Genomic DNA, 12,861 nt, shown 5'->3' on the forward strand with positions numbered 1-12,861 from the left:
GTACGAAGCCGGAATCCCGTTCGGCCGCGCGGCGCCGGACACGGCGCGGCCGAACGGGAAGCGGGGCCCCTCCCCCGGAACCCCCCAGGGTCCACGGGGCCCCGCGCTCAGGTCACTTGGTGTTGATGACCTTGTCGATCGCGGCGTCCGCTTCCTTCGCGGCGTCCTCGACCGACTTCTTGCCGGTGCCGATGTTCTGCAGCATGGTCTGCAGGACCTGGGCCTTCTCGACCTGGCCCCAGCCGGGCGCCATCGGGACGAACCAGTTGGACTCGGCCGCGGTGGCCGGGACGACGGTCGCCGGGTCGTTCTTCAGAGTGGCGAGGTCGGTCTTGTTGTTGGGCAGGTTGCCCTTGGCCATCAGGCCCTTCTGGCCCTCGGGGCCGACGAACGCGTTGATCCACTCGGCGGCGACGGCCTGGGCCTTGGACTTCACCGGGACGGCGAGGTCCGAACCGCCCAGGAAGACCGGCATGTTCTTGCCGGACGGGCCGGGCAGCACGAAGTTCTCGAGGTTGTCCTTGAGCTTGCCGGTCTTGTCGTTCTTCGGGTCGGCGGAGGTCGCGCCCTCCCAGGCGGCACCGAAGATCAGGTCGGACTTGCCCTGGCCGTAGACGATGTAACGGTCGGACTCGTCCTTGGTCTTGTCGCCGTGCATGTACTTGTCGAGGATCGTCTTGAACTCGTTGAGGCCCTTGAGGGACTCGGGCGAGGAGAGGTTGGCCTTCCACTGGCCGCCCTCCTCCTTCGCGATGGAGCCGCCGGCGTCGTAGACGAAGGACATGGCCGCGTACCAGTCACGGGTGGGCTGGTACCAGGCGTTGAACTTGGCGCCCTGCTTCTTCTGGATCTTGTCCAGGTCGCCGGTCAGTTCGGCGTAGGTCTTCGGCGTCGCCTTGATGCCGGACGCGGCGGCGATGTCCTTGCGCCAGGTGCCGACGCGGCCACCGGCGTAGTAGGGCACGCCGTAGGTCTTGCCGTCGTACGTCACGGAGGCCTTGAGGCCGTCCAGCCAGGAGGCGGAGTTGCTGAACTGGGCCGGGTCGACGGGTGCGAAGGCGCCCTTGACCATGTAGCCGAGCATCTCCGTGTTGCCCATCTCGACGACGTCGGGCGCCTTGTCGGTGGCGAGGACGGCGTCGAGCTTGGTGTTCTTGTCCGGCCAGCCGTAGTACTCGTGCTTGATCTTGATGCCCGGGTGCTTCTTCTGCACCGCGGCGTCGGCGGCCTTCACCAGGTTGGGCCAGTTGTTCTGGGCGTCGACGGTGAGCCAGACGGTGAGCTCCTTGGCGTCCGCCCCCTGTGCCTTGTCGTCCTTCTTGTCACTGCCACACGCCGCGATGGAGACGACCATGCCCGCGATACCGATCGCGGCTATCAGCTTGCGCTTCACGCCACCCTCCTCAGGGATGCCACAATCCCCCCTGCCTCCCTGCGGTGACCGTCAGCGCGTCGTACCGCCCGTGGGGCCGGGACCTGGACCAATGGTGTAGACCAGTACGGGGGAGCTTGGCCCAGACCAATAGGCCTGTCAAGGGTGTTGAGCAGGCTCCGGGGGTCCGTGATGGGACCGAGATATGCAGAGACCTTTCATTCCCCAAGCGACAGATCGGACGGACCACTTGACGTGGACCACTGCCGCCACGAGGGCCCTATGGACTAGACCAACTGGGGGCGCGAGGGTATACAGAGGAGATCACGGAGCGTGCGGGTGACCTCCCACCCCACGAAGCCGTGCCACGATGTGAGCCGTGGCCGATGGGATGTCGGCCACTTTCGGCACCCGGAGCCGGGAAGGCGGAGCATGAGCACCGACGTCAGCAGTGCGGAGAACGAGGGTGGGGCGACCGTCCGTACCGCGCGCGTGCCCAAGTACTACCGCTTGAAGAAGCATCTGCTCGACATGACGGAGACTCAGGCGCCGGGCACGCCGGTGCCGCCCGAGCGCACCCTGGCCGCCGAGTTCGACACCTCACGCACCACCGTCCGCCAGGCCCTGCAGGAACTCGTCGTCGAGGGCCGCCTCGAGCGCATCCAGGGCAAGGGCACGTTCGTCGCCAAGCCGAAGGTCTCCCAGGCGCTGCAACTCACCTCCTACACCGAGGACATGCGCGCCCAGGGCCTGGAGCCGACCTCGCAGCTGCTGGACATCGGCTACATCACCGCGGACCACCGCCTCGCCGAACTTCTCGACATCACGGCCGGCGGCCGAGTGCTGCGCATCGAGCGGCTGCGCATGGCCAACGCGGAGCCGATGGCCATCGAGACGACCCACCTCTCGGCGAAGCGTTTCCCGGCCCTGCGCAGGTCGCTCGTCAAGTACACGTCCCTCTACACCGCCCTCGCCGAGGTGTACGACGTCCATCTCGCCGAGGCCGAGGAGACCATCGAGACCTCGCTGGCCACGCCACGCGAGGCGGGCCTGCTCGGCACGGACGTGGGCCTGCCGATGCTGATGCTCTCCCGGCATTCGCTGGACCGTCAGGGGAACCCGGTGGAGTGGGTGCGGTCGGTGTACCGGGGGGACCGCTACAAGTTCGTCGCTCGACTCAAGAGGCCGCAGGATTGAGCTACTTGAAGTAGTGCACCTGGTGTAAAGCGACCCCTTCCGCCGCTACCGAGGTTGCCGTTCGGGACCGAAATGCGGATGGGGTCTTCCGTTTCGTTGACACCGTCACCTACATTGCCTGCGCGTTACACCTGGTGATCAGCGAGGGGACGGAGCCTTGGCATGTCAGATGCGCCTGAAGTGAAACCGCCGGTCGTGACACCGGTCCGGGTAGTGATCGCCCTGTGTCTCGTCGTGCCCTTCGTGGCGATGCTCTGGGTGGGCTCCTATGCCAAGACCGACCCCACGTTCATCGGGATCCCGTTCTTCTACTGGTACCAGATGGCCTGGGTGCTGATCTCCACCGCGCTCACGATGACCGCGTACCAGCTGTGGCAGCGTGACCAGCGCGCCCGCAAGGCTCCGAAGGGCGGTGCGTCGGCATGAAGGACGGCGTGAACGGCGTCGCGCTCGGCGTCTTCATCTTCTTCTTCCTGGCCGTCACGGTCCTGGGCTTCCTGGCGGCGCGCTGGCGCAGACCGGACAACGAGCACAGCCTCGACGAATGGGGCCTGGGCGGCCGGTCGTTCGGCACCTGGATCACCTGGTTCCTGCTCGGCGGCGACCTCTACACGGCGTACACCTTCGTGGCCGTACCGGCCGCCATCTACGCGGCGGGCGCGGCGGGCTTCTTCGCGGTGCCGTACACGATCCTGGTCTACCCGCTGATCTTCACGTTCCTGCCCCGGCTGTGGTCGGTGTCGCACAAGCACGGATACGTGACGACGTCGGACTTCGTGCGCGGCCGTTTCGGCTCGAAAGGCCTGTCGCTGGCGGTCGCGGTCACCGGCATCCTGGCGACCATGCCGTACATCGCGCTCCAACTCGTCGGCATCCAGGCGGTGCTCGACGTGATGGGTGTCGGCGGCGGCGAGAGCACCAACTGGTTCGTGAAGGACCTGCCGCTGCTGATCGCGTTCGGCGTGCTGGCCGCGTACACCTACTCCTCGGGCCTCAGGGCCCCGGCGCTCATCGCGTTCGTGAAGGACACGCTGATCTACATCGTCATCGCGGTGGCGATCATCTACATCCCGATCAAGCTCGGCGGCTTCGACGACATCTTCGCCAAGGCCGGCGACGCGTTCGCCCAGGTCAACCCCGCGACCGGCAAGCCGCGCGGAGCGCTCACGCCGCCCGAGGCGGGCCAGTGGACGTATGCCACGCTCGCCCTGGGCTCCGCGCTCGCGCTGTTCATGTACCCGCACTCGATCACCGCGACGCTGTCCTCGCGCAGCCGTGAGGTGATCCGCCGCAACACCACGATCCTGCCGCTGTACTCCCTGATGCTCGGCCTGCTCGCGCTGCTGGGCTTCATGGCGATCGCGGCCGGCGTCAAGGTGCAGAACGGCCAGCTGGCGATCCCGCAGCTGTTCGAGAACATGTTCCCGGACTGGTTCGCGGGCGTGGCCTTCGCGGCGATCGGCATCGGCGCGCTGGTGCCGGCGGCCATCATGTCCATCGCGGCCGCGAACCTGTTCACCCGCAACATCTACAAGGACTTCATCAAGCCGAACGCCACGGCCCATGAGGAGACCAAGGTCTCCAAGCTGGTCTCCCTGCTGGTGAAGGTGGGCGCGCTGGTCTTCGTCCTGACCATGGACAAGACGGTCGCGATCAACTTCCAGCTGCTTGGCGGCATCTGGATCCTGCAGACCTTCCCGGCCCTGGTCGGCGGCCTGTTCACCCGCTGGTTCCACCGCTGGGCGCTGCTCGCGGGCTGGGCGGTCGGCATGGTGTACGGCACGCTCGCCGCGTACGGGGTGGCCTCGCCGACGCAGGCGCACTTCGGCGGCTCGGCGAAGGAGATCCCCGGCATCGGCGAGATCGGCTACATCGGTCTCACGGCGTTCGTCCTGAACGTCGTCGTCACGGTCGTCCTGACCTTCGCCCTCAAGGCCCTGAAGGCCCCCGAGGGCGTCGACGAGACGAAGCCGCAGGACTACACGGCGGACGCGGGCGACCCCGGAGTCCGGACGGAGCTGAGCGGCGCCGCTCACTGACACCGCTCACTGAGCGCACACCGACAACGGGCCGCCGGAAATCCGGCGGCCCGTTGTCGTACCCGTCCGGCACACTCGGCCCCATGGACATCGTGATCCGGAACGCCACTCCCGAAGAGTACGAAACCCTCGGCGACATCACCGCCCGCGCCTACCTCCAGGACGGCCTCCTCGACTTCGGCGAGAGCGACGCCTATCTCGGCAGGTTGAAGGACGTCGCGGGGCGCGCGGCCGCCGCCGAGGTGTTGGTGGCCGTGGCCGACCGGCGGGTCCTCGGCGGGGTGACCTTCGTGCCGTCCGGCGGGCCGATGGCCGACATCGCCCGGCTCGGAGAGGCCGAGATACGGATGCTCGCCGTCGACCACACCGCCCGCGGCCGGGGCACCGGCGAGGCCCTCGTCCGCGCCTGTGTCGAGCGGGCCCGGGCCACCGACGGCTGCGTACGGCTCGTCCTGTCGACGCAGCGCACGATGCGCACCGCCCACCGCATCTACGAGCGCCTGGGCTTCGTCCGCGTCCCCGAGCGGGACTGGAACCCGATTCCGGAGCTCGACGACATCATGCTGCTCACCTATGAGTTGACGCTCTGACACACTCCGAAGTCACCGCGACACAACATATGGGGGTGCCCTCAGCGCGCGGCACAAGATGTATGCTCATGCTCGCTGTCGCCGCAGGGGAATCCGGTGCGAATCCGGAACTGTCCCGCAACGGTGTACTTGCGTGCATCCGCACGCCTGTTTCAGTCCGAGGACCTGTCGACAGCGCGCCCGGCCGTCCGGTCCGGGTGCCCTGACGTCCGGGCCTCGTGGAGTGGGCCGGTGGACGCGACGCCCCGTGCGCTCGTGTGCTGCCCCCTGCCCTCCGCAAGGCCCCCTGCCGAGCGAGGGAGAGCCCTACGTGACCATCGCGCCAGCCGACCCGGCTTCAGCCATCGGTGTTTCCGCCACGGCCCTGGAGTCCGACGGTCCCGCAGCCGCGCTGCTGCGCATCCTGACCGAGCTGACCGCCGACCTCCCCGACGCCGAGCCCGGCCGGGTCGCCGCCGCCGCGCTGCGCGGCCGGTCGGCGCGGGCGGACGAGTCGGAGTTGCGCGAGTTGGCCACGGAGGCGGCCGCGGGCCTCATCTCCGACGACCCCGCCTACTCCCGGCTGGCCGCCCGTCTGCTCGCCGTCGATATCCGCGCCGAGGCCGCCTCGCAGGGCGTCACGTCCTTCACCGAGTCGGTCGCCGTGGGACACCGCGAGGGCCTGATCGCCGACCGCACCGCCGAGTTCGTACGGCTGCACGCCGAGCGGCTCGACGCGCTGGCCGACCCCGCCGCCGACGACCGCTTCGGCTACTTCGGCCTGCGCACCCTGCAGAGCCGCTATCTGCTGCGCCACCCCCACACCCGCAAGGTCGTCGAGACGCCCCAGCACTTCCTGCTGCGCGTCGCGGCCGGTCTCGCCGAGAGCGACACCGTCCAGGCCGCCGACGAAGTCGCCGCGCTCTACGGGCTGATGAGCCGCCTCGAGTACCTGCCCTCCTCCCCCACGCTCTTCAACTCCGGTACGCGCCATCCCCAGATGTCGTCCTGCTACCTCCTCGACTCCCCGCTGGACGAGCTGGACTCCCTCTACGACCGCTACCACCAGGTGGCCCGGCTCTCCAAGCACGCGGGCGGCATCGGGCTGTCGTACAGCCGCATCCGTTCGCGCGGTTCGCTGATCCGCGGCACCAACGGGCACTCCAACGGCATCGTGCCGTTCCTCAAGACCCTCGACGCGTCGGTGGCGGCGGTGAACCAGGGCGGCCGGCGCAAGGGGGCCGCGGCCGTGTACCTGGAGACCTGGCACTCCGACATCGAGGAGTTCCTGGAGCTGCGCGACAACACCGGTGAGGACGCCCGGCGTACGCACAACCTCAACCTCGCGCACTGGGTGCCGGACGAGTTCATGCGCCGGGTCGACGCCGACGAGCGGTGGTCACTGTTCTCGCCGTCCGACGTGCCCGAGCTGGTCGACCTGTGGGGCGAGGAGTTCGACGCCGCGTACCGCCGGGCGGAGGCGGCCGGGCTCGCGAAGAAGACGATCCCGGCCCGCGATCTGTACGGCCGCATGATGCGCACGCTCGCGCAGACCGGCAACGGCTGGATGACCTTCAAGGACGCCGCCAACCGCACCGCCAACCAGACGGCGGAGCCGGGCCAAGTGATCCACTCCTCCAACCTCTGCACGGAGATCCTGGAGGTCACGCACGACGGGGAGACCGCGGTCTGCAACCTGGGGTCGGTCAACCTCGGCGCGTTCGTGGCGGACGGGGACATCGACTGGGAGCGGCTGGACGACACCGTCCGCACCGCCGTCACCTTCCTCGACCGCGTCGTCGACATCAACTTCTACCCGACCGAGCAGGCGGGCCGCTCCAACGCCAAGTGGCGTCCCGTCGGCCTCGGCGCGATGGGCCTGCAGGACGTCTTCTTCAAGCTGCGCCTGCCCTTCGACTCGCCGGAGGCCAGGGACCTGTCCACGCGGATCGCCGAGCGCGTCATGCTCGCCGCGTACGAGGCCTCCGCCGACCTCGCCGAGCGGAGCGGACCGCTCCCGGCCTGGGAGAAGACCCGTACCGCGCGGGGTGTTCTGCACCCCGACCACTACGGCGTCGAGCCGGCCTGGCCGGAGCGCTGGGCCGCGCTGCGCGAGCGGATCGCGTCCGTCGGCATGCGCAACTCGCTGCTGCTCGCCATCGCCCCGACGGCCACCATCGCGTCGATCGCGGGCGTCTACGAGTGCATCGAGCCGCAGGTGTCCAACCTGTTCAAGCGCGAGACCCTGTCCGGGGAGTTCCTCCAGGTCAACTCGTATCTGGTCGACGACCTCAAGGAACTCGGCGTCTGGGACTCCCGCACGCGTGAGGCGCTGCGCGAGGCGGGCGGCTCGGTGCAGGACTTCGCCTGGATCCCCGAGGACGTACGGCGCCTGTACCGCACCGCCTGGGAGCTCCCGCAGCGCGGCCTGATCGACATGGCGGCGGCCCGGACCCCGTATCTGGATCAGTCCCAGTCGCTGAATCTCTTCATGGAGACGCCGACCATCGGCAAGCTCTCCTCGATGTACGCGTACGCCTGGAAGCAGGGCCTGAAGACGACGTACTACCTGCGCTCACGCCCGGCGACCCGCATCGCCCGCGCCGCACGCGCCCAAACTCCCATCCCCGTCCAGCAGATGACCGACCCCGACGCCGTCGCCTGCTCCCTTGAGAACCCCGAGTCCTGCGAGGCCTGCCAGTAATGCCCAGCAATAAGAATCTCCTGGACCCCGGCTTCGAGCTGACTCTGCGTCCCATGCGCTACCCCGACTTCTACGAGCGCTACCGGGACGCCATCAAGAACACCTGGACCGTGGAGGAGGTGGACCTCCACTCGGACGTCGCCGATCTCGCGAAGCTGACGCCGGGTGAGCAGCATCTGATCGGCCGGCTGGTGGCGTTCTTCGCGACGGGCGACTCGATCGTCGCGAACAACCTGGTGCTGACGCTCTACAAGCACATCAACTCCCCCGAGGCGAGGCTCTACTTGAGCCGTCAGCTCTTCGAGGAGGCCGTCCACGTCCAGTTCTATCTGACCCTGCTCGACACCTATCTGCCCGACCCGGACGACCGGGCCGCCGCCTTCGCCGCGGTGGAGAACATCCCGTCCATCCGCGAGAAGGCGGGGTTCTGCTTCAAGTGGATCAACGAGGTCGAGAAGCTGGACCGGCTGGAGACCAGGGCCGACCGCCGCCGCTTCCTGCTGAACCTCATCTGCTTCGCCGCGTGCATCGAGGGTCTGTTCTTCTACGGCGCCTTCGCGTACGTCTACTGGTTCCGCAGCCGGGGTCTGCTGCACGGTCTCGCCACCGGCACCAACTGGGTGTTCCGCGACGAGACCATGCACATGTCCTTCGCCTTCGACGTGGTCGACACCGTCCGCAAGGAGGAGCCGGACCTCTTCGACGACGAACTGCGGCAGCAGGTCACCGACATGCTGCGGGAGGCCGTCGAGGCCGAGCTGCAGTTCGCGCGCGACCTGTGCGGTGACGGCCTCCCGGGCATGAACACCGATTCGATGCGGCAGTACCTGGAGTGCGTCGCCGACCAGCGCCTCACGCGCCTCGGCTTCGCCCCGGTGTACGGCTCGGAGAACCCCTTCTCCTTCATGGAGTTGCAGGGGGTTCAGGAGCTGACGAACTTCTTCGAGCGGCGTCCGTCGGCGTACCAGGTGGCGGTGGAGGGCACCGTCGACCTGGACGAGGACTTCTGATCCGCTTCGCTGCTCCGGTCCTCCTGGGCCTCCCTGAGCTGCCGGTCGACGCGCCTGTCGCGCATGACGCCGAGCAGTGACGGGAGGACCAGGAGGACGAGGATCCCGAGGAAGGCGATCATTCCGATCAGGCCCTGGATCTGGTTCGTGTTCATGGACACCACTGTCGCGCCGGAGACTCCTTACCGTGAGTGGCAGGACTGCCGTACACCCTCGAATTACTGCCATGACTGAGGCACACTGGCGGCATGTTGCAAAACGTGGCCGCGGTACTCCTCGACGGTGTGCATCCCTTCGAACTGGGCGTCGTCTGCGAGGTGTTCGGCATCGACCGCAGCGACGAGGGTCTGCCGGTGTACGACTTCGCCGTGGTCTCGGCGGAGGGCCCGGCGCTGAGCACCCATGTCGGCGGGCTGAGCGTCTCGACGCCGTACGGGCTCGAACGGCTGGAGGAAGCGGACTTGATCGCGGTGCCGGCCGGCAGCGAGTACGTCACGCGCGACTATCCGCCCGAGCTGCTCGACGCCCTGGTACGGGCGGTGGAGCGCGGCACGAAGGTGCTCAGCGTCTGCTCCGGGGTCTTCGTGCTCGGCGCCGCCGGACTGCTCGACGGGCGGCGGTGCAGTGTGCACTGGCGGCAGGCCAGAGAGCTGGCCGTGCGCAATCCGCGAGCGATCATCGAGCCGGACGTGCTCTACGTCGACGAGGACCCGGTGATCACCTCGGCGGGCACCGCGGCCGGTATCGACGCCTGTCTGCACATCGTGCGCAAGGAGCAGGGCCCCGAGGTCGCCAACAAGATCGCCCGGCGGATGGTGGTGCCACCGCACCGGGACGGCGGTCAGGCCCAGTACATCGAGCGGCCACTGCCCAAGGACACCTGCGACACGGTCGGCGAGGTGCTGGCCTGGATGGAGCAGCACCTCGACCGCGAGGTCACCGTCGAACAGCTCGCCGCCCGCGCCCATATGGCGCCGCGCACCTTCGCCCGCCGCTTCCAGCAGGAGACCGGCACCACTCCCTACCGCTGGATCCTGCGCCAACGTGTGCTGCTGGCCCAGGAGTTGCTGGAGGGGAGCGACGAGACGATGGACGCGATCGCCGCCCGCACCGGCTTCGGTACAGCGGCTGCGCTGCGTCACCAGTTCGTCCGGGCGCTGGGGACGACCCCGAACGCCTACCGGCGCGCGTTCCGGGGCCCTCAGGCCGCCTGACCGCGCGTCGGCGTCATGACTCGCCCCTCACCAGGGCAAGGGTTTGACCAGCAGGTTGTCCGGACGGAGCGTGATGCCGACCCGGGGCGTGTCGTTCGACCCGGCGACCTGCTCGAAGCGGTACTTCGCCGACAGCGCCGCGATGACCAGGCTGAGCATCGCCATCGAGAAGTGGTCGCTGGGGCACTTGCGGTTGCCGACGCTGAACGGGCGCATGGCGTACTTGGGCACGTCCTTCGACCGCTCCGGCAGCCAGCGGTCGGGGTCGAACTCGAGGTTCTCCGCGTAGGAGCGCGGGTCGCGCTGGATGGCGTACGGGCTGTAGATGATGTCCGCCCCGGCCGGAATGCGATAGCCGCCGAGCTCGGTGTCGGTCACCGCCCGACGCGTCAATACCCATATGGCCGGCCGCAAACGCATGGCCTCGACCAGAACGTTGTTCGTGTACGAGAGCTTACGGACGTCATCGAATGCGACGGGCCGGTCACCACCGGTCACGGATTCGACCTCGGCGCGCACCTTCGCCGCGTGTTCCGGGTGTTCGGCGAGCACGTGAAGCAGCCACATGATCGTGGACCCGATCGTTTCGCTGCCCGCGGTGAGTATGTCGACGACCTGGTCGTGGATCTCCTGTTCCCCGATGGGGTCGCCATTGTCGTCCTGCGCCTCCAGCAATGCCGTCAGCAAATCGTCCGGCTTTTGACCAGATGCACGGCGCTCGGCGACGATCTCGTCGACCAGCAGATGAAAATCGGCCAGGGCTCGGTTGAATTCGCGGTTGGCCGGAAGGGGCAGTTTGTACAGCGGTCCGAGCGGGACCACCATCCGCCGGTACATGCCCCGGAAGAGGGTGGCGAGCGCGACGCACAGCCGCTCGGCCGCCTCGTCCATGTAGTGACCGCGCAGCAGACAGCGGGCCGCGACGCGCACGGCGATCCGGAAGGACTCGGAGGTGCAGTCGACGGTCTCGCCGGGCTTCCACCGCTCGGTGAGCGCGTGCGCCTCCTCCTCCATGATCGGCCCGTAAGCGGGGATGGCGTCGAGCCTGAACGCGGGCTGGATGGTGCGCCGCTGACGCCGGTGCAGGGCGCCGTTGGCGGTGGCCACTCCCTCCTTCCCGAGCAGGGCTTCGAGGGACTCCCACAGCGGGCCCGCGACGTGGTAGTCGGGACTGAGCGCCAGCGCCCCGGTGAGGGCCGGCGTGGTGACGGCGTACACCGTCTTGGGGCCGAGCTTCAGCCGGACGACGTCGCCGTGGTCGCGCAGTTGCGCCATGAAGGACAGCGGGTCACGGACGAGCTTCCAGCCGTGGCCCAGGAGCGGGACGGTGCCCCCCGCGAGGGGCGGTTCACTCGGCTCGGGCGCCCGTGGCGCCACGGGCTTCACAGACTCGACGGTCATTTCTCACCTGCCGCTTCGTTGTTGACGTACGGGGGCGTGGACCGGTCGTCCCAGCTGTCGACCATGTACCGGCCGGATTCGTGGTGGAACCAGTAGACCGAGCTGAACCAGTTCCGCATATTGCAGATACAGGCCCGTACGACGACGCTGAGCTCTTTCCCCCGCGTCGTTCCGTCGGCGAGGTCGTCGGCGAAACGTAAGGCTTCCCGCTCCGCCTCGAGGAATTCCGTGATGCATTTCTCGACGCGTCGCCTGACTTCCACGACCGCCTCTTCCAGATTCAGCCCCTGATGGGTGATGAGACTGATTCCGAGATTGTGGACCTCGTCCCCCGCTATTTCTTTCGGAAGTGAACAGAGGTCGTTGTACCAGGCGGCGAATTCCTGACTCAGCAGCGCCGGACGTCGATATACCGGGTTCTTGCGCACGGCGTCCGGAATTTCCAGTCCCGCGCTCGGCTCCAGCAGGTCCGTCCAGATCCAGTGCGCGAAGGTCAGGCGCCTGAGGGCGAGGTACTCCTCGACCTCGGGGATGTATCCCTCGGCGCGGTTGCGGAACTCCCGGTCGTACGCGTCGATCACCGCGTGGAAGTGCCGGGCGAAGCGCGCGTTCCAGGTCTGCGGCAGGAACGAGTACAGCCGCACCATACTGTCCGCGAAACCCGCGACCAGGGGATCCGGGTGGTTCAGGTGATGCCGTGGTGACTCGAGAGCCGTGTGCAGCCGGAGCCTGAGCCGCCGCCAGTCGGCCGGGCGGCCGTGCACGATGTCGCGGTCGTGCCGGTCGTCCCAGACGAAGAACCACGCACTGTAGTCGGCTATGGCCTGCATCACGTCGTCGGGGGCGCCGATGTAGTACCCCGCCATCAGGTCCGTGTAGCACAGGCCATCGGCATATTCCTCGACCTTGCCAGCCGGCATCAGCCGCTTTTCGACCAGCCAGAGGCGCGTCTTCTCCTGAAGCTGCGGCCAATACGGATGTAACTGCCGGGGAAACTCTGCCTCGATCACCGGGAGAGCTAGCGACGGTGGGACGGCCACCGTCGTCGGCGTCGATGTGGTGCCGTGTGGGAAATCATGCACGAACAAACCCCTCTCAGCCGCCAGGAGCGCACGACCCTCCCGTTGTGCCGGGCGTGCGCCGTTGCGTATCCCCGCACTTCCCATTCAGCACTACAACTGACCGATCTGGGAACGGATTTGCTTCATTCACTACCCCAAGGTGCCGAGAATCTCCCCTTGTGTGACTGAATAAGGAGCACTAGCCTCGATCGTTCATGAGTCTCCGTGGGTTCACTGACGGGGACTCAGTATTTGTGTGGTTCGGTCGTTTCGGCGCCGGGACAGGTTGAGGGC

General features: G+C 67.8%; 11 protein-coding genes and 1 riboswitch. Of the genes, 7 read left to right on the top strand and 4 right to left on the bottom strand.

Translation table 11 applies throughout. The annotated features are described in order from the left end of the window. Positions 1-112 precede the first annotated feature (112 nt). Positions 113-1,393 (bottom strand): extracellular solute-binding protein, encoded by a 1,281-nt coding sequence (locus ACFYXB_RS16750; protein ID WP_389582576.1) that lies wholly within the window; start codon positions 1,391-1,393, stop codon positions 113-115. 411 nt (positions 1,394-1,804) lie between these two features. Here ACFYXB_RS16750 and ACFYXB_RS16755 point away from each other — a divergent pair, with 411 nt between their 5' ends. From ACFYXB_RS16755 to ACFYXB_RS16780, 6 genes are all read left to right on the top strand, one after another. Further along, a complete protein-coding gene (locus tag ACFYXB_RS16755) occupies positions 1,805-2,569 on the top strand; it encodes a GntR family transcriptional regulator (protein ID WP_351343691.1) in 765 nt (254 codons plus the stop codon). A 162-nt stretch (positions 2,570-2,731) separates the two neighbouring features. Then, a complete protein-coding gene (locus ACFYXB_RS16760; RefSeq protein WP_351343694.1) occupies positions 2,732-2,995 on the top strand; it encodes a DUF3311 domain-containing protein in 264 nt (87 codons plus the stop codon). Beyond that, the gene (gene mctP, locus ACFYXB_RS16765) at positions 2,992-4,608 is read left to right on the top strand and encodes a monocarboxylate uptake permease MctP (protein WP_389582580.1); all 1,617 of its coding nucleotides are present in this window, start codon (positions 2,992-2,994) and stop codon (positions 4,606-4,608) included. The genes ACFYXB_RS16760 and mctP overlap by 4 nt, the downstream gene beginning before the upstream one ends. Positions 4,609-4,691: 83 nt before the next feature. Continuing rightward, entirely contained in the window at positions 4,692-5,198 is a 507-nt protein-coding gene (locus tag ACFYXB_RS16770) for a GNAT family N-acetyltransferase (RefSeq protein WP_389582583.1), read from the top strand. 87 nt (positions 5,199-5,285) lie between these two features. Continuing rightward, positions 5,286-5,364: riboswitch (cobalamin riboswitch) on the top strand. A 144-nt stretch (positions 5,365-5,508) separates the two neighbouring features. Next, a complete protein-coding gene (locus ACFYXB_RS16775) occupies positions 5,509-7,881 on the top strand; it encodes a ribonucleoside-diphosphate reductase subunit alpha (RefSeq protein WP_389582586.1) in 2,373 nt (790 codons plus the stop codon). Beyond that, positions 7,881-8,891 (top strand): ribonucleotide-diphosphate reductase subunit beta, encoded by a 1,011-nt coding sequence (locus ACFYXB_RS16780; protein WP_389582588.1) that lies wholly within the window; start codon positions 7,881-7,883, stop codon positions 8,889-8,891. The genes ACFYXB_RS16775 and ACFYXB_RS16780 overlap by 1 nt, the downstream gene beginning before the upstream one ends. On the opposite strand, the gene ACFYXB_RS16785 is transcribed toward ACFYXB_RS16780, so the two are convergent. After that, positions 8,804-9,046: a hypothetical protein gene (locus ACFYXB_RS16785; protein WP_389582591.1), complete on the bottom strand. Its 243-nt coding sequence runs from the start codon at positions 9,044-9,046 to the stop codon at positions 8,804-8,806. The two genes, ACFYXB_RS16780 and ACFYXB_RS16785, sit on opposite strands and share 88 nt — an antisense overlap. A gap of 93 nt (positions 9,047-9,139) precedes the next feature. Between ACFYXB_RS16785 and ACFYXB_RS16790 the strand changes: the two genes are divergently transcribed. After that, positions 9,140-10,105 carry a helix-turn-helix domain-containing protein gene (locus ACFYXB_RS16790; RefSeq protein ID WP_389582594.1) on the top strand — a complete coding sequence of 322 codons (966 nt, stop codon included), beginning with the start codon at positions 9,140-9,142 and terminating at the stop codon, positions 10,103-10,105. 27 nt (positions 10,106-10,132) lie between these two features. Here the strand turns inward: ACFYXB_RS16790 and ACFYXB_RS16795 are convergent, their stop codons facing one another. Further along, positions 10,133-11,506: a cytochrome P450 gene (locus ACFYXB_RS16795; RefSeq protein ID WP_389582596.1), complete on the bottom strand. Its 1,374-nt coding sequence runs from the start codon at positions 11,504-11,506 to the stop codon at positions 10,133-10,135. Continuing rightward, a complete protein-coding gene (gene cyc1 / locus ACFYXB_RS16800) occupies positions 11,503-12,588 on the bottom strand; it encodes an epi-isozizaene synthase (RefSeq protein WP_389582599.1) in 1,086 nt (361 codons plus the stop codon). Before cyc1 ends, ACFYXB_RS16795 begins: the two co-directional genes overlap by 4 nt. Between the last annotated feature and the right edge of the window lie 273 nt (positions 12,589-12,861).

Origin of the sequence: Streptomyces sp. NPDC002619, from assembly GCF_042889305.1 — a bacterium.
Taxonomy (GTDB): domain Bacteria; phylum Actinomycetota; class Actinomycetes; order Streptomycetales; family Streptomycetaceae; genus Streptomyces.

What these genes read in the sequence shown, in the direction of transcription:
- ACFYXB_RS16755 (WP_351343691.1), top strand. Translation starts at nt 1,805, where the DNA reads ATGAGCACCGACGTCAGCAGTGCGGAGAACGAGGGTGGGGCGACCGTC.
- ACFYXB_RS16760 (WP_351343694.1), top strand. Translation starts at nt 2,732, where the DNA reads ATGTCAGATGCGCCTGAAGTGAAACCGCCGGTCGTGACACCGGTCCGG.
- mctP (WP_389582580.1), top strand. Translation starts at nt 2,992, where the DNA reads ATGAAGGACGGCGTGAACGGCGTCGCGCTCGGCGTCTTCATCTTCTTC.
- ACFYXB_RS16770 (WP_389582583.1), top strand. Translation starts at nt 4,692, where the DNA reads ATGGACATCGTGATCCGGAACGCCACTCCCGAAGAGTACGAAACCCTC.
- ACFYXB_RS16780 (WP_389582588.1), top strand. Translation starts at nt 7,881, where the DNA reads ATGCCCAGCAATAAGAATCTCCTGGACCCCGGCTTCGAGCTGACTCTG.
- ACFYXB_RS16785 (WP_389582591.1), bottom strand. Translation starts at nt 9,046, where the DNA reads ATGAACACGAACCAGATCCAGGGCCTGATCGGAATGATCGCCTTCCTC.
- ACFYXB_RS16790 (WP_389582594.1), top strand. Translation starts at nt 9,140, where the DNA reads ATGTTGCAAAACGTGGCCGCGGTACTCCTCGACGGTGTGCATCCCTTC.
- ACFYXB_RS16795 (WP_389582596.1), bottom strand. Translation starts at nt 11,506, where the DNA reads ATGACCGTCGAGTCTGTGAAGCCCGTGGCGCCACGGGCGCCCGAGCCG.